Below are 23,592 nucleotides of genomic sequence, written 5' to 3'. Positions count from 1 at the left end.
AATAATAAGGGACACAAGCACTCCTTACCACTGCGGCGTATGCGGTTTCTCCAACCAGCGGATAAAATCATCCAACGGCAGAGGGCGACTAATCCAGTAACCTTGCAGGAAATTAACACCACGTTCGCGTAACCAGCGTGCCTGTTCCGGCGTTTCAACCCCTTCAGCAACTGTCAGCATATTGAGACGCTTCGCCAGCGTCAGCACCGCGTCAAGCACTGGTGAGGTGACCGTTTCCGTACCTATGGCATTGATGAAACCGCGGTCAATTTTCAGGTAATCGAGCGTGAAACGTTCCAAATAGATAAGCGCGCTGTGTCCGGTGCCGAAGTCATCAATGGCAATTTCCACGCCGACAGAATGCAGCCATGCGAAGAGTTGTGACGCTTCATGTTCTTTCAACATATCGCGCTCGGTAATTTCCAGCACAATCTGGAAATGGTGAGCGGGCAGGGAGGCAAGCAGTCGATGTATATCGGCTTTAAAGCTCTCGTTGTGCAAATGGTCCGGCGCAATGTTAATACCAAACTTTACGCCCACCGGCAGTACGTTGTGTAATTCTGCCGCGTCACGAGCAATCAGCTCAAACAGGTGCTGGGTCAGTGGCACAATCATCTTTTGCGATTCGGCATAATGAATGAAGGCATCCGGGGGGATTTCACCCACTACCGGATGACGCCAGCGCAGTAACACTTCCAGACCCGTTACCCGCAGCGTTTGTGTATCAACCACCGGTTGATACACCACGTAAAACTGCTCACGCTTGATGGCCATCATAATCTCTCTGCCAGGGCGCATACGCACGCTCATCAGGTAATAGCAGAGCAGGCCAACGACAGTTCCACTCATTCCACCCAGTAAAAACGCGTACCACACATCACTCCATGTCCAGTCGTTAGCATAAAGTCGAACAGTCAGCGGAATGCCTGCGATTTTGGTTTCACGTACCGGCGTGCCGGTTAACTCGCGGACGTTCATCAAATGCGGCGTAAAGGTCGATATCGCAGTATTACCAATAATGAGTGCTATACCATCGAAATCTTGCTGGTGAGAGCTATAGAGAAGATACGGCGTCAGGTTCAGGTTCAATGCTGCAAAAACGCCGCTATTTTTTAATAAAGGATTGCGATACCAGATGACGATCGTGGGTTTGTTGGGCACCATCGGTGTGCCAGGCAACATTGCCATATCAATATTTTTACTAATGTCGAGCGCCGGAATCAGTTCATTGAGCGGAATGTCCATCTCACCAGTCGCAGAAGAACAGAAACTCTTTTTATCCTTTACCAGCACAAACGTTCGTACATTCATACTGAATGCCGCACGTGCAGTCAGTTCAGGGTTGGCTTGCTGACAGGTATCTAAGGTGAGTGGCTGGAGGTGATCAGTAGTGGACTTCAGCTCGGTGAAATAGGTGTCGAGATATTTTTGTACGTCGGTAATCAAGGTGTCGTATTTGACTTCATGTTTATGCCAGGCCACTAAAAACTGAAGGCAACTGACAAGTATCGCGATCATCACGCCCGCAATAATGCAGGTAAGCAGGATCTTACGTCCGGAAGAGGGAGCGCGTATGAACATAGTTCCGTTAATATTCCTGAGATTACGATAACGCTGAAGTAGAAGAGAATGACGGGACTATAGCCTGGATCAAGGCATGGAAACATCATTTTCTATAATGGATGAAAATAAAAAAGCACTGCTTAAGCAGTGCCTTCAGTTAACTCGTCAGGATAGCCAAGGGATTGCATCCAAACGGTTTATTAGCTGCGACTAAGAACCCGACGTGCTTCGTTGTAACGCTTTTTCCAGTACGGCTCATTCATGCTGGAAATAATAACACCACTGCTGGTGGAAGCATGAACGAACTGATTATTGCCGATATAAATACCGACATGGCGTCCCGTTGAACCGGCACGGAACAGAACTAAGTCACCTGTACGCAAATTACTGCGGGAAACTGACTTGCCCATTTCCTGTTGTTCATAAGTTGAACGAGGGAGTTCTAAGCCAAATTGTTCGCGGAATGTACGCTGTACGAAACCAGAACAATCGATACCTTTTTTGGTGCTGCCGCCCAGACGATAACGCACGCCTTTCCAGTCAGCATACTGATCCATAATTCGCGATTTTACGTCGACATTACGAACCAGGTTTTCAAATTCATCCTGAGAAGCTTGCAGTGATGATGTTTCACTACCCACTGCACGTGTCTCAGGATGCATATTCTTTGCGGTGTTGTTTGCACTACATGCAGAAAGCAGAACCGCTACTGCAATCGCGGGAATGCCGCGCAAGATATATCTCAAAATCGGTTGAGATTTGACCATGTTGTTTGTTTTCCCTTGAAGTCCTTAACGACAAATATCGTTATAAAAAAATGCCAAGCGAGACGAGACTAATTACCTGGGCATGTTGAAACAATTCCCTAAGGCCAAATCTGTGGACTAACGCACAAAATTATATGCTGTGAGGATAATTTACCGCCGAGGCAAAACGAGTTCGAGATTACCCGATTGGCGCGGTCTTGGCGAGGGGTTTTACATGATTTTTTATAAGAAAAAGTGATACAGAAAGTTAATAACCGGGATTGGTCAATTAAAGAACGATTGAGCAAAAAGCATGCAATCCATTCATTTCGTTAGAGAATGACTATTTTACTCGATGAACGAAAGCAACGCAGTGCATCATCAGGATTATCCGGTCTATGAAAATAAACCTGATGATGTTAATTACTGTGAGTTATTTGTTTTAGGAATGTTTTCTTTTTCCTGGCAATGATTTGTCAAAGAAGGTGATTAATCGATCACTTAATGGCGTCATCAACCACCAGGGCAAACCAATCAATATCACAGTCAGGGAACCGACAATGATATCGGTAAACCAGTGTGCGCCAATCATCACTCTGGGAAATGCAAATACCACAAAAATAATAAGGGCGATGACGCCTGCGACTTTTCCGAAATAACGCCACATGAATGCAGAAAAAATAAGCAACATCATGCCATGATCGCCAGGAAAACTATCTCGCGAGGCATCTTTTGTTGGCACAGATAACAGTTCGCTGACGCGGTTAATATTCGCAAATGTTAATGTCGGGCTGGCTCGCTTTACCGGAATTAATGCCTGGCCCAACTGGTTTAATACCACTGCGGTTAACAGCATGACGAGACCGATAATCATGATGTGGCGTCTGCCGGAGGCGTTTCCTTTCAGCCAGAAACTCAGCATCAGCAGTCCCATTGCCAGCAGTGAACAGCCGTCAAAAGCGCGATTATTGGTCAATGCGACCAGCCATAAAAAAGCCTTGCTTTCGACCAGTTTCTGATTAAAAAAATAGAAAATATCCGCGTCAATCGGCAACCAGAATCCATGATTGACGGGAATGTACCAGGAAAGAAACAGCGCGAGGCCGACAACGTTTAACAACGCTATTTGCGGCAAATTTTTAATCATATTTTCTCTAATCATCTTACTGAAAAACGCAAGCAACCTTACGCGTTGGTCACTAAACGAAGCTTCAACAGCGCGCTCTGTAAGGCATTCCAGTCAGTTTCGCTGCTGGAAATCAGCTCAACGCGACTGTCCGGTGGTGCCACGTTTTGCGTTTCAATGTGCAAGTCATCGCCCTGACGGTTGATTCGCACCAGTCCTTCAGGAATACGCATCACGCCTTTCACGCGTTCCACTGGTGCAAGCCGCGCCCATTCCAGAATGCCAACGGTGTCGAACACCGTATCAGCATCGAATATCCAACCGCAGGCCTGATGCCCTTGTCCGCTGTTGAGACTGCGACGCCAGCGTTGATGCTCTGGCAGGCTTAACGCGGCTAACCCTTTTTTCACGGTATGCTGATGTGAATGGGCGGCGCTGGCGGGTAATTTGATTAAATTGCGACGGGGTAAATCCAGAAGATGACCATCAATTTGCCCATGTTCGCTGTGAATTAATTGCCGATCGCCACCATTTTGTTGCCACCAGCGTTGCAACGCTTGCTCGCTTTCGGACGTCGCTCGGTCGGATTTATTGGCGACAATAATGTCTGCGGCAGCCAACTGGTCACGGAAATTTTCATTATTGACGCTTTTTTCATCCAGCAGCAGGCGAGGATCGAGAATACATAACGTGGCGCGCAGATCGATCCACGGTTCATAAACCGGAGCGGTTAACAGATCGAGGATCTGTTTTGGATGGCCCAGCCCTGTAGGCTCTATCAGCAAGCGGTCTGGTTTTCCCTGGCGCAGTAAGGTATTCAGCCCCACCTGCATCGGTAAGCCATTAACGCAGCACATGCAGCCGCCGGGGATCTCTTTTAGTAATGCACCGCTGTCAGCGAGCAAAGCACCATCTATCCCGACTTCACCAAATTCATTAACCAGCACCGCCCATTTTTCTTGCGGATCTTTGTGGGCTAATAGATGAAGAATTGACGTCGTTTTCCCGCTGCCGAGAAAACCGGTGATGAGGTTGGTCCTGGTCACAACGGCTCCGCAATAATCAGATTAGTTAACTGTGCGTTAATCCTGGCTAAAAAAGCTGGAAAAGAGAAGAGAAGGAGCGGACGAAGCATGCCTCCGTCCACCTTAACCGCAGAAATCGTTAAATTTTGAGGGTATTTAACAGTGCCTGATGCGCTCCAAACTGCGCTATTTGTTGCCAGGCATTTTTGATTGTCTGCACAAAATGCGGGTTATTGGGCAGGTCATCACCGAAAACTTCACGCAGAGAAAGCAGGGCGCTAACGCGTTGTTCACTGCTACTTTCCGCAACCAGATCGCGAATTTTATCGCTGAGCGGATCGCGAACATCAATGGCATTTCCGGCATCATCAACGCCGCTCACATAGCGCATCCAGCCTGCGACTCCTAACGCCAGTAACGGCCAGTTTGTTTCGCGCGCCAGATGAATGCGAATGCTCGCCAGCATGCGTTGCGGTAATTTCTGACTGCCATCCATCGCGATTTGCCAGGTTTTATGTTTCAGTGCGGGATTGGCAAAACGTTCAATTAACTTATCCGCATATTGCGTCAAATCGACATTTTTAATCCGTAGCGTCGGCGCTTGCTCATCCAGCATTAACGTTCTGGCGGCATGGCGAAATGCGCGGTCATGCATGCAATCACTGATATGGGCAAACCCTGCGAGATAACCCAGATAAGCGAGAAAAGAGTGGCTGCCATTAAGCATGCGCAGTTTCATCTCCTCCCAGGGCAAAACATCATCCACCAGTTGTACACCTGCGACTTCCCAGGCTGGACGTCCTGCAACGAAGTGATCTTCCACTACCCACTGGATAAACGGTTCGCAGCTAATCGCACAGGGATCATTCACGGCCAGATGCTGGCTAATTTCCGCCAGCGATTCGTCGGTTGCTGCCGGAACAATGCGATCAACCATCGTTCCCGGAAAGCTGACGTGTTCTTTTATCCATTCGGTGAGTTCTGGTGAGCGTTTTTCTGCCATTCCCAACACCGCATTTTTCACCACATGGCCATTGTCGGGAATATTGTCGCAGGAGAGCACGGTAAATGGCGCAAGGCCGCGTTCACGGCGGCGTTTCAGTGCTTCGACAAGAATGCCTGGTGCGGAATGAGGTTCTTCCGGCGTTTGTAGATCGTGAATAATGCGCGAATTGCTGGTGTCGAGCGTGCCGGTGGCCGGGTCGATGCAATACCCCTTTTCGGTAATCGTCAGGGAAACTATCGCCACCTGCGGTTCGCAAAATTTCTCAATAATCGCTGCTAATGAATCCAGTTTTGCATTCAGGCATTCGTGAACGGCACCGACAATAATCGCCTGATTGCCGTCTGCACCTTTCTCTAACACAGTGTATAAATGGTCTTGTGCGCGAAGCTGGCTCATCAATTGCTCACCGCTGAACAGGCTGATTTCACAAATTCCCCAGTCGCCACCCTGCGCATTCAGCACACGATCGGTTAATAATGCCTGATGTGCGCGGTGAAAGGCTCCAAAGCCAAAATGAACGATACGGGATTTCAATTGCTGGCGATCGTAGCATGGAGTGTGTACGTGATGGGGGAGCGTAACGGAGGCAATAGTATTCATAGAGGTCACGTCTCAGTAACGATTAATTAACAATGGCAGTGTAAAGTTATATGACAGCAATTGAAATTGGTCTGGATTGTTAATGCAATGAAGTGTGAGGGCGATCAATCAACGAGTAAATTTTACGGGCGGAAGGCGTTCAGTAAGCACAAAATAGCAGATTGGTATAATAAATTCAAAAAGGGACAGCCTGAGCAGTCCCTTTTTGAATGTGGCTGAAGTTAGTCAGCACGCCCCATGTAACGGCGTTCTTCGATATGGATACGGATTTTTTCGCCCGGGCTTAAGTATTCTGGCACCTGAATCACCAGACCGGTGCTTAATGTTGCCGGTTTGTTACGTGCGCTGGCAGAAGCACCTTTAATGCCTGGTGCGGTTTCAACGATTTCCAGATCAACGGTCTGCGGCAGTTCAAGTGCCAGCAGTTGGCCGTCCCAGGTCAAAACCTGCATGTCAGGCATACCGCCTTCCGGCATAAACAGCAGTTCTTCTTCAATCTGATCTTTCGTGAAGGTATACGGCGTATAGTCTTCTTTATCCATAAAGACATATTCGTTGCCATCAACGTAGGAGAAGTCAACATAGCGGCGGGTCAGCGTCACGGTGTCAACGATATCATCACCTTTGAAACGCTCTTCTACTTTCAGCCCGGTACGGACATCAGAAAAGCGCATTTTGTACAGCGTAGCGGCACCGCGGGCAGTGGGGGACTGAATATCAATATCCTTAACCAGCAGCAATTTGCCGTTGTAATTCAGAACCATACCTTTTTTAATTTCGTTCGCTCTTGGCATCGAAAAATTCCTGTAGTCGAAAATGTCAAAAATATCGCGACAAACTACTCGCGACGGCCATTTCAGGCAAGAGGTATTCGCACTTTTGCTGGTGCAAAAAAGGTGGTACTGTGCGCGCTCATCAATCCGGTGGTTAACCTGAAGAGAACAATGTATGGAATGCCGTCCGGGTTGCGGGGCGTGTTGTACCGCCCCCTCAATCTCCAGCCCTATTCCGGGTATGCCAGATGGCAAGCCTGCCAATACACCCTGCATTCAGCTCGATGAACAGCAACGCTGTAAAATTTTTACCTCGCCACTGCGCCCGAGAGTCTGCGCAGGCTTACAAGCCAGTGCAGAAATGTGCGGCAACACGCGTCAGCAGGCAATGACCTGGCTTATCGATCTGGAAATACTGACCGCGCCTTAAACATCTTTAATCCGCAGTAAGCAGAACAGGGTGGCGATAATCATCACCATCGCAAACCAGAACACTGCATGATAATTCCAGATCTCTGCGACTATTCCGGCTACTGAACCGGCGATAATCCAGCCCACACGTGATGTATTGGTATAGAGCGTGGTTGCTGAACCCGCCTGGCCGGGCATCAGATCCTGAAAATAGAGCATCCCAATACCGCCAAGAATACCGATAAAAATAGCATTCAGCATCTGTAAGCCCAACAGAATGACAGGTGAATGTGCCATCAGCATACCTGCGTAAAAACAGATGCCACCCACGGCTGCTACGCGCATCAAGAACCGCTTACCCAGACGTTTGGCAAAATAACCGGCAATTAACATCGTCGGGATTTCCAGCCCGGCGGCGGTCCCCATCATCACACCCGCCAGTTTTTCTGGAAGATGTAGTTCGTTAATAATAAATAGCGGCATGTTGATGATGTACAGGCTATTTGAACCCCACATCAACGTACAAATGACAAACAGCAATAGCGTATCGCGACGGTTACGCCGCGGTGCTTCAACCGTGCCGGTCGCCAGCGGAACCTCTTTTTGCATCGACGGTAAAAACAGCCACACCATCACGCCGCAAACAATAAACGCTACCGCCGCGCTGAGATACATCACCGTAAAGCTGAAACCCATCGCTAAGGCATAAGCCAGCGGCGGGCCGATGACCCATGCCAGTGAAACCTGGGCGCGCAAAAAAGAGCTGAACATCACTGCTTCACGCCCGGTTTTATCGGCATGTTCACGGGCAAGAGCAAACATCTGCGGGTTGGCGGTAGAGCCAAAGCTGCTAAGAAAAACGCCGACAAACAACAGGATGAAGTAGTTGCGATTCCAGGCGAAAAGGGTGCAGGCCAGCACGCCTAACAGGCAGCAAAAGACAATCAGTGATTTACGATCGCCGCGCTTATCGGAGCGCCCGGCGAGAAACTGGCTGACCAGAATTCCGATGACGGCGCTGCCAGTAAAGAAGAATCCCACCATTGCCGGGCGGGCGTGTACCTCATCGGTAAGGAAAATACTGAGCGTTGGGGTTTGCAGAGCGCCTGCAATGCCGGTGAGAAAGGCAACAATTAAGAATGCCGTTGATGTCAGGTCAAACGATTTCGCGCTGGAGACTGCGGGGGAGTTATGCATGCTGGTCGATCACTGAAAGATGAAGACGCGGAGTTTACGCCGCTTGTCAGAAAATAAACAGTCAGTGAAATCAAACTCGCCATGAATAATCAAAATGCTATTTCACTCTTGTTGAACCTTTGCTGACGCTGCTGAAATGATCATGTTGATAACAAATTTCGCCATCAGCGATTCAGATTATCGGCAAAAAAATGTGCAGCACATCAAACTTTTGTACATAATTTAGCGCCATCCCTTGCGTGCTGAAACAGAAGTATTATGCTTTCTTGAAACGTTTCAGCGCGATCTTGTCTTTAACCCTAAGCCAGGTTAGCGCTTTTTTTCTCATAGAAGCTGAATCGTTTCAATTCAGCAAGAGAGGAGAACTATGTTCCAGTTATCCGTACAGGACATCCATCCGGGCGAAAAGGCCGGAGACAAAGAAGAGGCGATTCGCCAGGTCGCTGCGGCGCTGGTGCAGGCCGGTAATGTCGCTGAAGGCTACGTCAATGGCATGCTGGCGCGCGAACAGCAAACCTCAACGTTCCTCGGCAATGGTATTGCTATTCCACACGGCACCACCGACACCCGCGATCAGGTACTGAAAACCGGCGTTCAGGTGTTTCAGTTCCCGGAAGGCGTGACATGGGGTGAAGGTCAGGTGGCGTATGTTGCTATCGGTATTGCCGCCAGCTCGGATGAACATCTGGGGCTGTTGCGTCAACTGACGCACGTCCTGAGCGATGATTCCGTTGCTGAACAACTGAAATCAGCCACCACTGCAGAAGAACTGCGCGCACTGCTGATGGGCGAAAAGCAGAGTGAACAGTTGAAGCTTGATAACGAAATGCTGACGCTGGATATCGTCGCCAGCGATTTGCTGACTCTTCAGGCGCTGAATGCTGCTCGTCTGAAAGAAGCGGGCGCGGTTGATACCGCTTTTGTTACCAAAGCCATCAATGAACAGCCGTTGAACCTCGGGCAGGGGATCTGGCTGAACGATAGTGCCGAAGGCAACCTGCGCAGCGCCATTGCGGTAAGCCGTGCGGCAAATGCTTTTGATGTTGAAGGCGAAACGGCAGCCATGCTGGTGAGTGTGGCGATGAATGACGATCAGCCAGTCGCGGTACTTAAGCGTCTGAGCGACCTGCTGATCGACAATAAGGCTGAACGTCTGTTGAAAGCTGATGCAGCAACGTTGCTGGCGCTGCTGACCAGCGATGATGTGCCGACCGACGACGTGTTAAGCGCGGAGTTTGTGGTGCGCAATGAACACGGCCTGCATGCCCGCCCAGGCACCATGCTGGTCAATACCATTAAACAATTTAACAGTGATATTACCGTGACAAACCTTGATGGCACCGGCAAACCGGCAAATGGACGTAGTCTAATGAAAGTTGTAGCACTTGGCGTTAAGAAAGGTCATCGCCTACGCTTTACCGCCCAGGGAGCAGATGCTGAACAGGCGCTGAAAGCCATTGGCGACGCCATCGCCGCCGGTCTTGGGGAGGGCGCGTAATGAGCAGACGTGTTGCTACGATCACCCTCAATCCGGCTTATGACCTTGTCGGTTTCTGCCCGGAAATTGAACGCGGCGAAGTGAACCTGGTGAAAACCACCGGTCTGCATGCAGCGGGTAAAGGCATCAACGTGGCCAAAGTTTTAAAAGACCTGGGGATTGATGTCACCGTTGGCGGCTTCCTCGGCAAAGACAATCAGGACGGTTTTCAGCAACTGTTCAGCGAGCTGGGCATTGCCAACCGTTTCCAGGTTGTCCAGGGGCGTACCCGCATTAACGTCAAGCTGACAGAAAAAGACGGTGAAGTCACCGATCTCAACTTCTCTGGTTTCGAAGTTACTCCAGCCGACTGGGAACGCTTTGTGACGGATTCTTTAAGCTGGCTTGGTCAGTTCGATATGGTCTGTGTCAGCGGTAGTTTACCGTCAGGTGTCAGCCCGGAAGCATTCACCGACTGGATGACTCGCCTGCGTAGTCAGTGTCCTTGCATTATCTTTGATAGTAGCCGTGAAGCGTTAGTGGCTGGTTTGAAAGCGGCACCATGGCTGGTGAAACCTAACCGCCGTGAGCTGGAAATCTGGGCGGGTCGTAAACTGCCTGAAATGAAAGATGTCATTGAAGCTGCACATGCGCTACGTGAACAAGGTATCGCGCATGTTGTAATTTCACTGGGTGCCGAAGGCGCGCTTTGGGTTAATGCCTCCGGCGAATGGATCGCCAAACCACCGTCAGTCGATGTCGTAAGCACCGTTGGCGCAGGGGATTCTATGGTTGGTGGCCTGATTTATGGCTTGCTAATGCGTGAATCCAGTGAACACACACTGCGTCTGGCGACGGCTGTTGCAGCCCTGGCGGTAAGTCAAAGTAATGTAGGTATTACCGATCGTCCGCAGTTGGCCGCAATGATGGCGCGCGTCGACTTACAACCTTTTAACTGACAGCAGGAGAGGCATAATGAAAACGCTGCTGATTATTGACGCTAATCTCGGTCAGGCACGCGCCTATATGGCGAAGACCCTGCTGGGCGCGGCGGCGCGAAAAGCAAAACTGGAAATCATCGATAATCCTAACGACGCTGAAATGGCGATTGTTCTTGGTGATTCCATCCCGAACGATAGCGCGCTGAACGGTAAAAATGTCTGGCTGGGCGATATTTCCCGGGCCGTCGCGCATCCGGAGCTGTTCCTGAGCGAAGCCAAAGGCCATGCGAAACCTTACACTGCGCCGGTAGCTGCTACAGCACCGGTTGCAGCCAGCGGCCCGAAACGCGTGGTTGCGGTTACTGCTTGCCCAACCGGCGTGGCACACACCTTTATGGCGGCTGAAGCCATTGAAACTGAAGCGAAAAAACGCGGTTGGTGGGTGAAAGTTGAAACCCGTGGCTCTGTTGGTGCGGGGAATGCCATCACGCCTGAAGAAGTGGCGGCAGCGGATTTGGTGATTGTGGCGGCAGACATTGAAGTCGATCTGGCAAAATTTGCCGGTAAACCCATGTACCGCACTTCTACCGGACTGGCGCTGAAGAAAACGGCGCAGGAGCTGGATAAAGCGGTTGCTGAAGCGGCGCCTTATGAGCCAGCAGGTAAAGCCCAAACGGCAAGCTCTGAAGCTAAGAAAGAGAGTGCAGGCGCGTATCGTCACCTGTTGACGGGCGTTTCTTACATGTTGCCGATGGTGGTTGCTGGCGGTCTGTGTATCGCGCTTTCTTTTGCTTTTGGTATTGAAGCATTTAAAGAGCAAGGGACGCTTGCTGCGGCGCTGATGCAGATTGGCGGCGGTTCAGCTTTTGCGCTGATGGTTCCGGTACTGGCGGGTTATATTGCCTTCTCTATTGCCGATCGTCCGGGGCTTACTCCGGGTCTGATTGGCGGTATGCTGGCGGTCAGCACCGGTTCTGGCTTCATTGGCGGTATTATTGCGGGTTTCCTGGCCGGTTACATTGCGAAGTTAATCAGTACGCAACTGAAACTGCCACAGAGTATGGAGGCGCTAAAACCGATTCTGATCATTCCGCTAGTTTCCAGTCTGGTGGTGGGTCTGGCGATGATCTACCTGATCGGTAAACCGGTTGCTGGCATCCTCGAAGGCCTGACCCACTGGCTGCAAACTATGGGGACTGCGAATGCGGTTCTGCTGGGGGCGATCCTCGGTGGAATGATGTGTACTGACATGGGCGGTCCGGTAAACAAAGCGGCGTACGCGTTTGGTGTGGGTCTGCTGAGTACTCAAACCTATGGCCCGATGGCGGCGATTATGGCGGCAGGTATGGTGCCACCGCTGGCAATGGGGCTGGCTACGATGGTGGCACGTCGCAAATTCGACAAAGCGCAGCAGGAAGGCGGTAAAGCGGCTCTGGTTCTGGGACTGTGCTTTATTTCTGAAGGTGCAATTCCGTTTGCCGCCCGCGATCCGATGCGAGTACTGCCGTGCTGTATCGTTGGTGGGGCGCTGACTGGTGCAATCTCTATGGCGATTGGTGCGAAACTGATGGCACCGCACGGTGGTCTGTTTGTTCTGCTGATCCCTGGCGCAATTACGCCGGTTCTGGGATACCTGGTGGCAATCATTGCCGGTACGCTGGTGGCAGGTTTGGCCTATGCTTTCCTGAAACGTCCGGAAGTGGACGCTGTAGCGAAAACAGCATAATAAAACGTGAACTGCAGGGCAGGAATTTTCTGCCCTGTATCCGTTGATGACCGCAAGATAAGTGAAAAGTGTTTGAAATTAATTCTATGAATTTAAATGGTTTTTACTTCAAATAGAAACCTGAACCTCTCATCAAACAGCAACGTCATTTTCTCAAGGGCAGATTAATTTCTGCCCTTTTTTATTGTTTCAGTTCTGTGCATTACTTCACAATTTCTTCGCTTTTTCTAAAACCGCCAATAATAGAGTTTTGTGAGCCTGCTCAAATCTGCTCATTTTGCCCCTCTGGCAGTAATTTACTTTAAGTAAAACAAGCATACTATGAGCACATGTTTAAATATGAACATATGTTTAAACGGTCTTTGCAGTACCTATATTCTTGTGGATTGACAGGGTTGGTAATTTTTTACCAGAGGACGTGCTATGCGCGAAAAGGAATATGTCGTAATTATAGGTTCGGCTAATATTGATGTCGCCGGATATTCACATGGATCATTAAATTATGCGGATTCAAATCCTGGGAAAATAAAATTTACCCCCGGTGGCGTAGGGCGCAATATTTCACAAAACCTGGCGTTGCTGGGGAAAAAATCCTGGCTACTGAGCGCCGTAGGAAGTGATTTTTATGGTCAATCGCTCCTGACACAAACTAATCAGTCCGGTGTTTATGTCGATAAATGCCTTATTGTGCCAGGGGAAAATACCTCAAGTTATTTATCTCTACTCGATAATACCGGCGAAATGCTGGTTGCTATAAATGATATGAATATTAGCAACTGTATTTCAGCGGAGTTCCTCTCACAGCACCGTGATTTTATTCAAGGGGCAAAGGTCATTGTCGCAGACTGTAATATCAGTGAAGAGGCGCTGATCTGGCTCCTGGATAACGCCGCCGACGCACCTGTATTTGTCGATCCTGTTTCAGCATGGAAATGCGTCAAAGTACGCGAACGGTTAAAGCAGATCCATACACTGAAGCCAAACCGTCTGGAAGCGGAAACCCTGAGCGGTATTGCCCTTTCGGGGCGTGAAGATGTGGCGAAAGTTGCCGCCTGGTTCCATCAAAATGGCCTGAACCGACTGGTTCTGAGCATGGGCGGTGACGGTGTTTATTACAGCGATATCCGCGGTGAAAGCGGCTGGTCTGCGCCGATTAAAACCAATGTCGTCAATGTTACCGGAGCGGGCGATGCCATGATGGCGGGACTTGCTTCGTGCTGGGTAGACGGGATGCCGTTTGCCGAATCCGTTCGTTTTGCACAGGGTTGTTCGTCAATGGCGCTCTCCTGTGAATACACCAATAACCCTGATTTATCGATTGCCAACGTTATATCGTTAGTGGAGAACGCAGAATGTCTGAATTAAAAATTTCCCCGGAGTTATTACAGATTTCCCCGGAAGTGCAGGATGCTTTAAAAAACAAAAAACCGGTTGTGGCGCTGGAGTCGACCATTATTTCTCACGGTATGCCGTTTCCACAAAATGCCCAGACTGCAATTGAAGTAGAAGAAACTATTCGTCAACAGGGAGCCGTACCAGCCACTATCGCTATTATTGGCGGTGTGATGAAAGTAGGCTTAAGCAAAGAAGAAATTGAATTACTGGGGCGTGAAGGACATAACGTAACCAAAGTTAGCCGTCGCGATTTACCTTTTGTTGTTGCGGCCGGAAAAAATGGCGCTACTACTGTTGCTTCAACCATGATTATTGCGGCGCTTGCCGGAATTAAGGTATTTGCCACCGGCGGTATTGGTGGGGTACATCGTGGCGCGGAACAGACATTCGATATTTCTGCCGATTTACAGGAATTGGCGCATACCAATGTTACCGTGGTTTGTGCCGGAGCGAAATCTATTCTCGATTTAGGTTTAACCACCGAATATTTAGAAACCTTCGGTGTGCCGTTAATTGGTTATCAGACCAAAGCATTACCGGCATTTTTCTGCCGCACCAGTCCGTTTGAGGTCAGCATCCGTCTCGATAGCGCCAGCGAAATTGCCCGTGCGATGGCGGTGAAATGGCAAAGTGGTCTGAACGGTAGCCTGGTGGTGGCGAACCCGATCCCGGAACAGTTTGCGATGCCGGAAGAAAGTATTAACGCTGCAATTGATCAGGCCGTTGCCGAAGCTGAAGAGCAAGGTGTAATCGGTAAAGAGAGTACGCCGTTCCTGCTGGCGCGAGTTGCTGAACTGACCGGCGGCGATAGCCTGAAATCTAACATCCAGTTGGTGTTTAACAATGCCATTCTGGCGAGCGAAATTGCCAAAGAATATCAACGTCTCGTGGGTTAATTTCTGACGGGCAGAAAGCCGTCGCCCGTACTTATCATACATACCGAAACCTGGCGTTGACGCCGGGTTTACTGGCATGAAGGGAAATCATTATGGATATAATGAGAAGTGTTGTGGGGATGGTGGTATTGCTGGCAATCGCGTTTTTGTTGTCAGTGAATAAAAAAAGCATCAGTTTACGCACCGTAGGTGCCGCGCTGCTGCTGCAAATCGCCATTGGCGGCGTTATGCTCTATTTTCCGCCGGGAAAATGGGCGGTAGAGCAGGCGGCGTTAGGCGTACATAAAGTCATGTCCTACAGTGACGCCGGCAGCGCCTTCATTTTTGGCTCGCTGGTGGGGCCGAAAATGGATGTCCTGTTTGATGGCGCAGGCTTTATTTTCGCCTTTCGCGTACTTCCGGCGATTATTTTCGTTACCGCACTCATCAGTTTGCTGTACTACATTGGTGTGATGGGACTGCTGATCCGTATTCTTGGTAGTATTTTTCAGAAAGCCCTCAACATCAGCAAAATCGAATCATTTGTTGCGGTTACCACTATTTTCCTCGGGCAAAATGAGATCCCGGCGATCGTTAAACCGTTTATTGATCGCATGAATCGCAACGAGTTGTTTACCGCAATTTGTAGCGGCATGGCATCTATTGCCGGTTCGATGATGATTGGTTATGCCGGAATGGGCGTGCCGATTGACTATCTGTTAGCAGCATCGCTGATGGCTATCCCTGGCGGGATCTTGTTTGCGCGTATTCTTAGCCCGGCGACGGAATCTTCGCAGGTGACATTTGAAAACCTGTCATTCAGCGAGACGCCGCCAAAAAGCTTTATCGAAGCGGCGGCGAACGGTGCGATGACCGGGTTGAAAATCGCCGCAGGTGTGGCGACGGTAGTAATGGCATTTGTCGCAATTATTGCGCTGATCAATGGCATTATCGGCGGTATTGGCGGCTGGTTTGGTTTTGCCAATGCCTCTCTGGAAAGTATTTTTGGCTATGTGCTGGCACCGCTGGCGTGGATCATGGGGGGTGACTGGAGTGATGCCAACCTTGCGGGGAGTTTGATTGGGCAGAAACTGGCGATTATCTCCTTTGCGCTTTGTGGTTTTGCTAACTTCGGCTCTATCGGTGTTGTCGTTGGGGCGTTCTCGGCTATTTCGCCAAAACGTGCGCCCGAAATCGCTCAGCTTGGTTTACGGGCGCTGGCAGCCGCGACGCTCTCCAACCTGATGAGTGCGACAATTGCCGGGTTCTTTATTGGTCTGGCGTAATGCTCGATTCGTAGGCCGGATAATACGCATCAAGCGTCGCATCCGGCAATCGCGCAGCATTCAAATAATTTTTACTGCATCATCCCGGAGAGTTTATTCTCCGGGTCCATCTCCCGCGCCAGCTCTAACAACTGCTTTCTGTTTTTAATTAAATATCCTTTCTTATTTTTAATTAATAAACCATCGTGAATGAATTGTGCGAGAACATATAACAGGTGTCGATAAGAAACACCCAGATACTCTGCCGCCTGGGTATGCTTTTCGTGATAAAGATCACCTTCCTGCGAGAGTAATATAAATGCGGCCAGGCGATTCACTAACGGAAATGATTGATTCTGAGTTAAGGAAACAATATTGCGATAATTTTTATGGCTTAAGGTGACGCAGAGTTTTCGTAAAAATAGTGTGTCGTTTAATAACAGCGGACGGTAATTTTTCATGGGAAGCGCAATACACCAACACTCTTCAATAGCCTGCACCGCGCGCGGTTTATGGTCTTTATCGATTAACTCAATCTCGCCAATAAAACAGGGTGCGGCAAAGAAATCGATCAGCGACACCCGACCATTAGCAAGCGTGGCGTAGAGTCTGGCGCGGCCTCGCGTCAGGTAAAACAGCCATGACGGCTGTTGTCCTTCCTGCACAATGTAGTCACGCGCTAAAAAATGAAACAGCCGAGTGTCCACTGAAACATCCGTTGCAAAGCACACCTTAAATGCGGATTCGTCAATTAATTGCTGCTTAAGATCATTATTGTGGATTTCTTTCACGATGTTTACCCGCTATGAGATTTCTCATATTTAGCATACGTACGCTGTTGTTAAGATTCAATTATCGGCCCGATTGAATTTTCTTTGCTGTAGAAAAAATAACGCAACTTGAAACAGAGGGAATAAACAATGGAAAAAAGAAAAATTATCCTGGATTGTGATCCGGGTCATGATGACGCTATTGCAATAATGATGGCAGCGAAACATCCGGCGATTGATTTATTAGGTATTACCATTGTGGCCGGTAATCAAACCCTCAATAAGACATTAATTAATGGTCTGAATGTTTGTCAGAAACTGGAGATTAATGTTCCGGTTTATGCGGGGATGCCGCAGCCGATTATGCGCAAACAAATCGTTGCCGATAATATTCACGGTGAAACCGGACTGGATGGCCCGGTATTCGAGCCGCTGACCCGTAAAGCTGAAAGCACCCATGCGGTGAAATACATCATCGATACCCTGATGGCAAGCGATGGCGATATCACTCTGGTGCCGGTTGGTCCACTTTCAAACATCGCGGTGGCAATGCGGATGCAGCCTGCAATTCTGCCGAAAATCCGTGAAATTGTGCTAATGGGCGGCGCTTACGGTACAGGTAACTTTACGCCGTCTGCCGAGTTCAACATCTTTGCTGATCCGGAAGCCGCACGCGTAGTGTTCACCTCCGGCGTTCCGTTGGTGATGATGGGCCTCGATCTCACTAACCAGACTGTTTGCACCCCGGATGTGATTGCGCGGATGGAAAGGGCAGGTGGCCCTGCCGGTGAACTGTTCAGTGACATCATGAATTTCACCCTCAAAACTCAGTTCGAAAATTATGGTCTGGCTGGTGGCCCGGTGCATGACGCCACCTGCATTGGCTATCTGATTAACCCTGATGGCATTAAAACCCAGGAAATGTATGTCGAAGTAGACGTCAACAGCGGCCCTTGTTACGGGCGTACCGTCTGCGACGAACTGGGTGTTCTCGGCAAGCCCGCTAATACCAAAGTCGGCATCACAATTGATACCGACTGGTTCTGGGGATTAGTCGAAGAATGCGTTCGCGGCTACATCAAAACCCATTAAGTGTTGATAGCAAGTCGGGCCTGTATCGCAAGGTGCAAGCCCGGCTATTTATAATGGGCAGAAAGCCGTCGCCCAAAATGACATGAAGAGATAATAACTATGGATGTCATGAGAAGTGTTCTGGGAATGGTGGTATTGCTGACGATTGCGTTTTTGCTGTCGGTGAATAAGAAGAAGATCAGCCTGAGAACCGTCGGCGCGGCGCTGGTATTACAGGTCGTGATTGGCGGTATTATGCTTTGGCTTCCGCCTGGACGTTGGGTTGCAGAAAAGGTCGCTTTTGGTGTCCATAAAGTGATGGCGTACAGCGATGCGGGTAGTGCCTTCATCTTCGGTTCTCTGGTTGGGCCGAAAATGGACACCCTGTTTGATGGCGCAGGATTTATCTTTGGTTTCAGGGTATTACCGGCAATTATCTTCGTTACTGCACTGGTGAGTATTCTTTACTACATTGGCGTGATGGGGATCTTAATTCGTATTCTTGGCGGTATATTCCAGAAAGCTTTACATATCAGCAAGATTGAGTCATTTGTTGCTGTCACCACCATTTTCCTCGGGCAAAACGAAATTCCGGCGATCGTGAAGCCATTTATTGATCGTCTGAATCGCAATGAATTATTTACGGCGATTTGTAGTGGCATGGCCTCAATTGCCGGTTCGACGATGATTGGGTACGCTGCACTGGGCGTGCCAGTGGAATATCTGCTGGCGGCATCGTTAATGGCGATCCCCGGCGGGATCTTGTTTGCTCGCTTGTTAAGCCCGGCTACGGAATCTTCGCAAGTTTCCTTTAATAACCTCTCTTTCACCGAAACACCGCCAAAAAGCATTATTGAAGCCGCTGCTACAGGGGCAATGACCGGGCTGAAAATCGCCGCAGGTGTAGCGACTGTGGTGATGGCATTTGTCGCCATCATTGCGTTGATTAACGGTATTATCGGCGGTGTTAGCGGTTGGTTTGGTTTTGAAAATGCCTCGCTGGAGTCCATTTTAGGTTACCTGCTGGCTCCGCTGGCGTGGGTGATGGGGGTTGACTGGAGTGATGCCAACCTTGCGGGAAGTTTGATTGGGCAGAAACTGGCGATTAACGAATTTGTCGCTTACCTGAGTTTCTCACCGTATTTGCAAACCGCAGGCACTCTGGATGCTAAAACCGTAGCGATTATTTCTTTTGCGCTGTGCGGTTTCGCTAACTTTGGTTCTATCGGCGTGGTGGTTGGCGCATTTTCTGCGGTTGCGCCGCACCGTGCGCCGGAAATCGCCCAACTTGGTTTACGGGCGCTGGCGGCGGCGACGCTCTCCAACCTGATGAGTGCGACCATTGCCGGGTTCTTTATTGGTTTCGCTTGAGTGTCATTGCCTGATGCGCAAGCTTATCAGGCCTACATTTACTTGCTGAAATTGCCTGATTTGTAGGCCGGATAAGACGCGTCAAGCGTCGCATCCGGCAACATTGTTACACCATTGGCACTAATGAAAGCGCGTTATCGGCAGACAGAGTAGGGTTGTTTATGTTGCCGCTGGCGCGCGAAATTGCCGCGCAGGCCATCGCAAAACGGGCGCTATCGCGAAAACTGCTTCCTTCCAGAAAGCTATACACCAGTCCCGCCATAAAACCATCGTCGGCGCCAAAACTGTCTACCGTCGTATGTTTTGGTGCAGTCAGTAAAAATTGCTCGCCATCCTTTTCGCTGCAATAAACTGACTCATCGGGCAAATAAACAAACAGTTGCTGAACACCTTGCTGATGCAACGCATTCACTGCGGCATTACGGTCAGCATCGCTGGTGATCGCCTGTCCCCATAAAATTTCCAGTTCCTGCAAAGTCGGTTTCAGGGTGTGAATATGTGCCAGCCAGTGTTTGATTTTTCCTGCTTTAAATTCCGAAACGGTATCGACAAACACCGGAATTTCATCGGCAAGGGTAAAGACCCACTCCAGCGCCTCAGCAGTCAGGTTACAATCAGCCAGTACCACGCCCGCATGGCGAAGTAAATCACGCGACCCGTTCAGTAATTGCGGCGTCAATTGATCCAGAAGATGGGTATCGTTTATCGCCAGCACGGTTTCATCGTCTTGATTGGCAATCGCGAGATACGTTGACGTACTTTGACCGTGTAAACGAACGCAGCCTGAGACATTCACTCCGGCACGGCGCGTCTCTTCTAAGAGCATTTCGCCATAAAAGTCATCGCCAATCACCGAGAGTAAATGCACGTCACGGCCCAGTAGTGCCAGATTGTGGGCGATATTGCGCCCGACGCCGCCAGCCGAGCAATGAATTGTACCGGGATTAGAGGCCGCTTGCGGATAACGGATATCCGCCATCCCGCGAATATCCATATTGATTGTCCCCACCACCACACAGTATTCCTGCTCGGTGAGAATGTAACCTTTGCCTTTAATCAGGCCTTTGCGCATTAAATCCATAATATGCGCCGCTACGCGCGAACGGCTGATTTGCAGCATATCAGCAATTTCATTCTGCTGGATCAGCGGGTTACGCCGCAAAATTGCAAGGATCTCCTTCTCCCGGTTATTCATTTTCAGGCTACCGCTTTTTCAGTTTGTTGCGCTTTCAGCCAGGCAATTTCTTCCGCCCAGATATCCGGGTTAATGGTTTCGAGGATCAGCGGAATACCGTCGAAGCGATCATCCTGCATGATCCAGCGGAAAGCATCATGGCCAATATTGCCTTCACCAAGACTGTGATGGCGGTCGACGCGGCTACCAAAGGTGCTTTTCGCATCGTTGAGGTGCATCCCGCGCAGATACTTAAAGCCGACAATACGGGCAAAATCTGCGAACGTTTTCTCGCATTCGGCAGGGGTACGCAAATCATATCCGGCAGCAAAAGCATGGCAGGTATCAATGCAAACGCCGACGCGGGATTTATCTTCCACGCCGTCGATAATCGCCGCGAGATGTTCGAACTTAAATCCTAAGTTGCTGCCCTGACCGGCAGTATTTTCAATCACCGCCGTCACACCTTGTGTTTTATCCAGCGCAATGTTGATGGATTCGGCAATGCGCGCCAGGCAATCCTCTTCTGAAATTTGCATCAGGTGACTACCGGGGTGGAAGTTGAGCAAAGAGAGACCCAGTTGTTCGCAACGCTGCATTTCATCTATAAACGCATCGCGCGACTTTTCCAGGGCTTCTGCGACCGGATGGCCAAGGTTAATCAGATAACTGTCGTGGGGAAGAATTTGCGCCGACGTGTAGTGATACTTTTCGCAGGCGGCTTTGAATTCATCGATGGTTTGCGTCGTGAGCGGTGCAGCACGCCACTGACGTTGATTTTTGGTGAACAAGGCAAACGCGGTTGCGTCGATTTCGGCGGCGCGAATTGCGGCATTTGCCAGACCGCCAGCAGCACTAACGTGCGCTCCAATGTATTTCATGCGAGGACTCCTGTTAAACCCGCTGGAGGAAAACGGTAATCATAGCGGGTTAACAGGAGCAAGATGTAGTGGTTTATGCGATGACGCTTTGAATCACATAGTTAATTGCACCACCACCAACAATCAACCAGGCAAACAGTACCAGTGCCATCAGCAGAGGTTTCGCCCCGGCTTTTTTCAGCGCGCTGACGTGAGTGGTCAGACCCAGCGCCGCCATCGCCATTGCCAGCAGGAAGGTATCCAGCGTTACCAGCATGTTCACCACGCTCTGCGGTAACAGGTGGAACGAGTTAAAGATGGCAACTACGATGAACAAGATGGCAAACCACGGAATGGTGATTTTGCTTTTCTCGCCGCTGTTCGCCCCAGATAGCTGTTTAACACGTGCAGCCAGCAGAATAAGGAACGGAGCCAGCATCATCACGCGCAGCATTTTGGAAATAACTGCTGCGTTTTCTGCATCCGGGCTGATGGCATGACCTGCCGCCACCACCTGCGCCACTTCGTGCACAGTAGAACCAATGTAGATACCGAAAGTTTCCGGGCTAAACCATTGAGACATCAGCGGATATATCGCCGGGTAGAGGAAAATCGCGACGGTCCCGAAGATAACAACGGTTGCAACAGCCACGGTTACTTTACTGGCTTCCGCTTTCACTACCGGCTCAGTTGCCAGTACCGCAGCGGCACCACAAATACTGCTACCGGCACCAATCAACCAACTGGTGTGCTTATCCAGGCCAAACACTTTCTGCCCCAGGAAGCAAGCCAGCAGGAAGGTACTGGACAGCGTCAGCACGTCAATGATGATCCCACTGATACCGACATCGGCAATTTGCGAGAACGTCAGACGGAAGCCATAAAGAATGATACCCAGACGTAATAAATATTGCTTGGCAAACAGCACGCCACCGTCACAGCTTTTCCAGATGTGCGGATAGATGGTGTTGCCTAAAACCATCCCCAACAAGATTGCGAGGGTGAGGGCACTAAACCCGGCACCCGCAACGGCGGGAATGGAACCACCCCACAGGGCGACCCCGGTGATAACTGCACTCAGGGCTAACCCCGGAATAAAATGCCACAGTGTACGATGTTGTTTCTGTAAGGTGATATTCGTCATAACCCTCTCCTTTAACCGGGCATAAGGTTACGTCTAACTGGTTTAAAAATAAAATTGATTATATATTTATAATTAATCTTTATAAGTGGTAAGCGACTATGCACATCACCCTCCGACAGTTGGAAGTTTTTGCAGAAGTATTGAAAAGTGGATCCACCACCCAGGCGTCGGTGATGCTGGCGTTGTCGCAATCAGCAGTGAGCGCAGCCTTGACCGACCTGGAAGGGCAGCTTGGCGTGCAACTGTTTGATCGCGTGGGGAAAAGACTGGTTGTTAATGAACACGGACGGCTGCTTTATCCGCGCGCGCTGGCGCTGCTGGAACAGGCTGTTGAAATTGAACAACTGTTTCGCGAAGACAACGGCGCGATTCGTGTCTATGCCAGTAGCACCATCGGCAATTACATTTTACCCGCTGTTATCGCCCGTTATCGCCATGATTACCCGCAGTTGCCGATTGAACTTAGCGTTGGTAACAGCCAGGACGTGATGCAGGCGGTGCTGGATTTCCGCGTTGATATTGGCTTTATTGAAGGGCCGTGCCACAGCACTGAAATCATTTCTGAACCCTGGCTGGAAGACGAACTGGTGGTTTTCGCCTCGCCAACCTCGCCGCTTGCTCATGGTCCGGTCACCTTAGAACAGCTTGCTGCCGCACCGTGGATCCTGCGTGAACGCGGTTCTGGTACGCGGGAGATTGTCGACTACCTGTTACTGTCGCATCTGCCGAAGTTTGAGATGGCGATGGAGTTGGGAAACTCCGAGGCCATCAAACATGCGGTGCGTCACGGACTGGGGATTAGCTGCCTGTCGCGACGGGTGATTGAAGAGCAATTACAGGCTGGCTCTTTACGTGAAGTTGCTGTCCCGCTGCCGCGCCTGATGCGCACGCTGTGGCGTATTCATCATCGGCAAAAACACCTTTCCAACGCGTTAATGCGCTTTCTGGACTACTGCAATCCTGCCAATTTACCGCGTTAAGTTGCTGTACAGGAATATGCTGGCGCTGTGTCGATTTCGTGACGTAGCGCCAGCGTCAGGTATTCGCCAGAAAAGAGATTGGCTGCTTTACTTATA

The 23,592-nt window shown here is 49.9% G+C and carries 21 protein-coding genes; 10 read left to right on the top strand and 11 right to left on the bottom strand.

Features of this window, described 5'->3' with window-relative positions; translation table 11 throughout:
* Window positions 1-24: 24 nt before the first annotated feature.
* The 6 genes from ESM_RS0116925 to yeiP all read right to left on the bottom strand — a co-directional run bounded on the left by ESM_RS0116925 (window position 25) and on the right by yeiP (window position 6,860).
* A complete protein-coding gene (locus ESM_RS0116925; RefSeq protein WP_000470617.1) occupies window positions 25-1,581 on the bottom strand; it encodes a cyclic di-GMP phosphodiesterase in 1,557 nt (518 codons plus the stop codon).
* Between the two features lie 182 nt (window positions 1,582-1,763).
* Window positions 1,764-2,330 (bottom strand): bifunctional murein DD-endopeptidase/murein LD-carboxypeptidase, encoded by a 567-nt coding sequence (gene mepS / locus ESM_RS0116920; protein ID WP_000241011.1) that lies wholly within the window; start codon window positions 2,328-2,330, stop codon window positions 1,764-1,766.
* 421 nt (window positions 2,331-2,751) lie between these two features.
* The gene (locus ESM_RS0116915) at window positions 2,752-3,456 is read right to left on the bottom strand and encodes a phosphatase PAP2 family protein (protein ID WP_010379417.1); all 705 of its coding nucleotides are present in this window, start codon (window positions 3,454-3,456) and stop codon (window positions 2,752-2,754) included.
* Window positions 3,457-3,494: 38 nt separating this feature from the next.
* A complete protein-coding gene (gene yeiR, locus ESM_RS0116910; protein WP_000198840.1) occupies window positions 3,495-4,481 on the bottom strand; it encodes a zinc-binding GTPase YeiR in 987 nt (328 codons plus the stop codon).
* Between the two features lie 118 nt (window positions 4,482-4,599).
* A complete protein-coding gene (locus ESM_RS0116905) occupies window positions 4,600-6,066 on the bottom strand; it encodes a mannitol dehydrogenase family protein (protein WP_010379413.1) in 1,467 nt (488 codons plus the stop codon).
* Between the two features lie 221 nt (window positions 6,067-6,287).
* Entirely contained in the window at window positions 6,288-6,860 is a 573-nt protein-coding gene (gene yeiP / locus ESM_RS0116895; RefSeq protein WP_001136827.1) for an elongation factor P-like protein YeiP, read from the bottom strand.
* A 154-nt stretch (window positions 6,861-7,014) separates the two neighbouring features.
* Between yeiP and ESM_RS0116890 the strand changes: the two genes are divergently transcribed.
* Window positions 7,015-7,269 (top strand): YkgJ family cysteine cluster protein, encoded by a 255-nt coding sequence (locus tag ESM_RS0116890; protein ID WP_010379410.1) that lies wholly within the window; start codon window positions 7,015-7,017, stop codon window positions 7,267-7,269.
* On the opposite strand, the gene setB is transcribed toward ESM_RS0116890, so the two are convergent.
* Window positions 7,266-8,447: a sugar efflux transporter SetB gene (gene setB, locus ESM_RS0116885; protein ID WP_000551958.1), complete on the bottom strand. Its 1,182-nt coding sequence runs from the start codon at window positions 8,445-8,447 to the stop codon at window positions 7,266-7,268. The two genes, ESM_RS0116890 and setB, sit on opposite strands and share 4 nt — an antisense overlap.
* Before the next feature lie 367 nt (window positions 8,448-8,814).
* On the opposite strand from setB, the gene fruB reads away from it, so the two are divergent.
* The 6 genes from fruB to ESM_RS0116855 all read left to right on the top strand — a co-directional run bounded on the left by fruB (window position 8,815) and on the right by ESM_RS0116855 (window position 16,147).
* Window positions 8,815-9,945 carry a fused PTS fructose transporter subunit IIA/HPr protein gene (gene fruB / locus ESM_RS0116880; protein WP_000487268.1) on the top strand — a complete coding sequence of 377 codons (1,131 nt, stop codon included), beginning with the start codon at window positions 8,815-8,817 and terminating at the stop codon, window positions 9,943-9,945.
* Entirely contained in the window at window positions 9,945-10,883 is a 939-nt protein-coding gene (gene fruK / locus ESM_RS0116875) for a 1-phosphofructokinase (RefSeq protein WP_000091270.1), read from the top strand. The genes fruB and fruK overlap by 1 nt, the downstream gene beginning before the upstream one ends.
* A gap of 16 nt (window positions 10,884-10,899) precedes the next feature.
* Window positions 10,900-12,591, top strand: a complete 1,692-nt coding sequence (fruA, locus tag ESM_RS0116870) for a PTS fructose transporter subunit IIBC (protein WP_000854437.1) — start codon at window positions 10,900-10,902, stop codon at window positions 12,589-12,591.
* Window positions 12,592-13,014: 423 nt separating this feature from the next.
* Entirely contained in the window at window positions 13,015-13,956 is a 942-nt protein-coding gene (locus tag ESM_RS0116865; protein ID WP_001208187.1) for a pseudouridine kinase, read from the top strand.
* Complete coding sequence (gene psuG / locus ESM_RS0116860) at window positions 13,944-14,882, top strand: pseudouridine-5'-phosphate glycosidase (RefSeq protein ID WP_001292482.1); 939 nt, start codon at window positions 13,944-13,946, stop codon at window positions 14,880-14,882. The genes ESM_RS0116865 and psuG overlap by 13 nt, the downstream gene beginning before the upstream one ends.
* 92 nt (window positions 14,883-14,974) lie before the next feature.
* The gene (locus ESM_RS0116855) at window positions 14,975-16,147 is read left to right on the top strand and encodes a NupC/NupG family nucleoside CNT transporter (protein WP_010379405.1); all 1,173 of its coding nucleotides are present in this window, start codon (window positions 14,975-14,977) and stop codon (window positions 16,145-16,147) included.
* Window positions 16,148-16,218: 71 nt separating this feature from the next.
* Here the strand turns inward: ESM_RS0116855 and ESM_RS0116850 are convergent, their stop codons facing one another.
* Entirely contained in the window at window positions 16,219-16,917 is a 699-nt protein-coding gene (locus tag ESM_RS0116850; RefSeq protein ID WP_000658566.1) for a transcriptional regulator YeiL, read from the bottom strand.
* A 129-nt stretch (window positions 16,918-17,046) separates the two neighbouring features.
* Between ESM_RS0116850 and rihB the strand changes: the two genes are divergently transcribed.
* Complete coding sequence (rihB, locus tag ESM_RS0116845; protein WP_000415437.1) at window positions 17,047-17,988, top strand: ribosylpyrimidine nucleosidase; 942 nt, start codon at window positions 17,047-17,049, stop codon at window positions 17,986-17,988.
* 99 nt (window positions 17,989-18,087) lie between these two features.
* Window positions 18,088-19,338, top strand: a complete 1,251-nt coding sequence (locus ESM_RS0116840; protein WP_000382959.1) for a NupC/NupG family nucleoside CNT transporter — start codon at window positions 18,088-18,090, stop codon at window positions 19,336-19,338.
* A 106-nt stretch (window positions 19,339-19,444) separates the two neighbouring features.
* Here ESM_RS0116840 and ESM_RS0116835 read toward each other — a convergent pair whose 3' ends face one another.
* From ESM_RS0116835 to ESM_RS0116825, 3 genes are all read right to left on the bottom strand, one after another.
* Window positions 19,445-20,533, bottom strand: coding sequence for a sugar kinase (locus ESM_RS0116835; protein WP_001064961.1), 1,089 nt, complete (start codon window positions 20,531-20,533; stop codon window positions 19,445-19,447).
* Between the two features lie 2 nt (window positions 20,534-20,535).
* Window positions 20,536-21,393: a deoxyribonuclease IV gene (gene nfo / locus ESM_RS0116830; RefSeq protein WP_000873880.1), complete on the bottom strand. Its 858-nt coding sequence runs from the start codon at window positions 21,391-21,393 to the stop codon at window positions 20,536-20,538.
* 73 nt (window positions 21,394-21,466) lie between these two features.
* Window positions 21,467-22,516: a YeiH family protein gene (locus ESM_RS0116825; RefSeq protein WP_000182053.1), complete on the bottom strand. Its 1,050-nt coding sequence runs from the start codon at window positions 22,514-22,516 to the stop codon at window positions 21,467-21,469.
* A 98-nt stretch (window positions 22,517-22,614) separates the two neighbouring features.
* Between ESM_RS0116825 and yieE the strand changes: the two genes are divergently transcribed.
* Complete coding sequence (gene yieE / locus ESM_RS0116820) at window positions 22,615-23,496, top strand: DNA-binding transcriptional regulator YeiE (protein WP_000548304.1); 882 nt, start codon at window positions 22,615-22,617, stop codon at window positions 23,494-23,496.
* Window positions 23,497-23,592: the final 96 nt, after the last annotated feature.

The sequence above is a fragment of the Escherichia sp. TW09308 genome (assembly GCF_000208565.1).
Lineage (GTDB): Bacteria > Pseudomonadota > Gammaproteobacteria > Enterobacterales > Enterobacteriaceae > Escherichia > Escherichia marmotae.
This window is presented reverse-complemented; position numbering and strand designations above follow the sequence as displayed.

What these genes read in the sequence shown, in the direction of transcription:
- ESM_RS0116905 (WP_010379413.1), bottom strand. Translation starts at nt 6,066, where the DNA reads ATGAATACTATTGCCTCCGTTACGCTCCCCCATCACGTACACACTCCA.
- ESM_RS0116840 (WP_000382959.1), top strand. Translation starts at nt 18,088, where the DNA reads ATGGATGTCATGAGAAGTGTTCTGGGAATGGTGGTATTGCTGACGATT.
- fruK (WP_000091270.1), top strand. Translation starts at nt 9,945, where the DNA reads ATGAGCAGACGTGTTGCTACGATCACCCTCAATCCGGCTTATGACCTT.
- psuG (WP_001292482.1), top strand. Translation starts at nt 13,944, where the DNA reads ATGTCTGAATTAAAAATTTCCCCGGAGTTATTACAGATTTCCCCGGAA.
- ESM_RS0116855 (WP_010379405.1), top strand. Translation starts at nt 14,975, where the DNA reads ATGGATATAATGAGAAGTGTTGTGGGGATGGTGGTATTGCTGGCAATC.
- ESM_RS0116825 (WP_000182053.1), bottom strand. Translation starts at nt 22,516, where the DNA reads ATGACGAATATCACCTTACAGAAACAACATCGTACACTGTGGCATTTT.
- fruA (WP_000854437.1), top strand. Translation starts at nt 10,900, where the DNA reads ATGAAAACGCTGCTGATTATTGACGCTAATCTCGGTCAGGCACGCGCC.
- ESM_RS0116925 (WP_000470617.1), bottom strand. Translation starts at nt 1,581, where the DNA reads ATGTTCATACGCGCTCCCTCTTCCGGACGTAAGATCCTGCTTACCTGC.
- rihB (WP_000415437.1), top strand. Translation starts at nt 17,047, where the DNA reads ATGGAAAAAAGAAAAATTATCCTGGATTGTGATCCGGGTCATGATGAC.
- ESM_RS0116890 (WP_010379410.1), top strand. Translation starts at nt 7,015, where the DNA reads ATGGAATGCCGTCCGGGTTGCGGGGCGTGTTGTACCGCCCCCTCAATC.
- fruB (WP_000487268.1), top strand. Translation starts at nt 8,815, where the DNA reads ATGTTCCAGTTATCCGTACAGGACATCCATCCGGGCGAAAAGGCCGGA.
- ESM_RS0116865 (WP_001208187.1), top strand. Translation starts at nt 13,015, where the DNA reads ATGCGCGAAAAGGAATATGTCGTAATTATAGGTTCGGCTAATATTGAT.
- ESM_RS0116915 (WP_010379417.1), bottom strand. Translation starts at nt 3,456, where the DNA reads ATGATTAAAAATTTGCCGCAAATAGCGTTGTTAAACGTTGTCGGCCTC.
- nfo (WP_000873880.1), bottom strand. Translation starts at nt 21,393, where the DNA reads ATGAAATACATTGGAGCGCACGTTAGTGCTGCTGGCGGTCTGGCAAAT.
- yieE (WP_000548304.1), top strand. Translation starts at nt 22,615, where the DNA reads ATGCACATCACCCTCCGACAGTTGGAAGTTTTTGCAGAAGTATTGAAA.
- ESM_RS0116835 (WP_001064961.1), bottom strand. Translation starts at nt 20,533, where the DNA reads ATGAATAACCGGGAGAAGGAGATCCTTGCAATTTTGCGGCGTAACCCG.
- yeiP (WP_001136827.1), bottom strand. Translation starts at nt 6,860, where the DNA reads ATGCCAAGAGCGAACGAAATTAAAAAAGGTATGGTTCTGAATTACAAC.
- mepS (WP_000241011.1), bottom strand. Translation starts at nt 2,330, where the DNA reads ATGGTCAAATCTCAACCGATTTTGAGATATATCTTGCGCGGCATTCCC.
- setB (WP_000551958.1), bottom strand. Translation starts at nt 8,447, where the DNA reads ATGCATAACTCCCCCGCAGTCTCCAGCGCGAAATCGTTTGACCTGACA.